The sequence below is a fragment of the Frankia sp. AgB1.9 genome, assembly GCF_016786355.1.
Taxonomy (GTDB): Bacteria; Actinomycetota; Actinomycetes; order Frankiales; family Frankiaceae; genus Pseudofrankia.
In genome coordinates, this window is sequence record NZ_JADWYX010000264.1 from 1 (window position 1) to 1,459 (window position 1,459).

Here is a 1,459-nt window from a genome sequence, read left to right on the forward strand (position 1 = left end):
GGGACTGTAAGAACAACGGTGTAACTCCACTGTGACACTCTGTGCATAGGCGCAGGTAGAGGAGGCACCCGATGGCCAGCACGACGACCGAGACGGCGGCGGAGACGATCCCGGACGAACCGGGGGTGGATGGCGCCGCCGCCGGCGAGGCGAGTGCCCCAGTGCTCGACGAGGCGCTCGCGCGGCGTCTGGTCGAGCAGGCTCGGGCGCAGGGGGTGTCGTTGACCGGTCCGGGCGGGATGCTCGGGCAGTTGACGAAGATGGTCCTGGAGACCGCGTTGAACGCGGAGCTGTCGGCTCATCTGGGCTATGAGGCCCACGATCCGGCCGGGCGCAACGGAGCGAACTCCCGCAACGGAACCCGGACGAAGACCGTGGTCACCGAGATCGGGCCCGTCGAGATCGACGTGCCTCGCGACCGGGACGGCAGCTTCACTCCGCAGATCGTCGCCAAGCGGCAGCGCCGCCTCGGCGGCGTGGAGGACCTCGTCGTCTCGCTGGTCGCGAAGGGACTCACGACCGGTGAGGTCCAGGCGCATCTCGCCGAGATCTACGGCACCACCGTGTCCCGCCAGCAGGTCTCCGACATCACCGACAAGGTGATCGAGGGCATGGAGTCCTGGCGGGCTCGCCCGCTGGATGCCGTCTACGCGGTCGTGTTCATCGACGCGATCATGGTGAAGGTTCGGGACGGTCAGGTCGCGAACCGGCCGATCTACGCCGCGATCGGGGTCACCGCCGACGGCGAACGCGACATCCTCGGCCTGTGGGCCGGCACCGGCGGCGAGGGCGCCAAGCACTGGCAGCTCGTCCTGACCGACCTGAAAAACCGTGGCGTCCTCGACGTCCTGATCCTCGTCTGCGACGGCCTGACCGGCCTGCCCGACGCCGTCGCCCAGGTCTGGCCGCAGGCCGTCGTTCAAACCTGCATCGTGCACCTTCTACGCAATTCTTTCCGATATGCGTCGAAGAAGGACTGGCCCGCGCTCGCGAAAGACCTCAAACCTGTCTACACGGCCCCGACCGAGGCCGCCGCGCTCGACCGGTTCGCCGAGTTCTCCGGCGTCTGGGAGAAGAAATATCCCGCGATCATCCGGCTCTGGGAGAACGCCTGGGCCGAGTTCGTCCCGTTCCTGCGCTTCGACGCCGAGATCCGGACCGTCATCTGCACGACCAACGCGATCGAGTCCCTCAACGCCCGGTTCCGCCGCTCGGTGAAGGCCCGCGGCCACTTCCCCAACGAGCAGGCCGCGCTCAAGCACCTCTACCTGGCGATCATCAGCCTCGACCCCACCGGACGAGGCCGAGCCAAGTGGATGATCCGCTGGAAGGCGCCCCTAAACGCCTTCGACCTCGCCTTCGACGGCCGCCTCTCCGCCGGCCGCAAATAGCCAGCCCACGGCAGTAGGCCCCCAGTAGCACCAACATCAACCGTTACACCGTTAACTTGACACTCCCG

Annotated in this window: 1 protein-coding gene; it reads left to right on the forward strand. The window is 67.3% G+C overall.

Translation table 11 applies throughout. From position 1 onward, the window contains the following. The first annotated feature begins 71 nt into the window (after nucleotides 1–71). A complete protein-coding gene (locus tag I6A60_RS41015) occupies nucleotides 72–1,391 on the forward strand; it encodes an IS256 family transposase (RefSeq protein ID WP_203017438.1) in 1,320 nt (439 codons plus the stop codon). The last annotated feature ends 68 nt before the right edge of the window (nucleotides 1,392–1,459 follow it).

Coding starts and splice junctions, on each gene's coding strand:
- I6A60_RS41015 (WP_203017438.1), top strand. CDS start 72: ATGGCCAGCACGACGACCGAGACGGCGGCGGAGACGATCCCGGACGAA.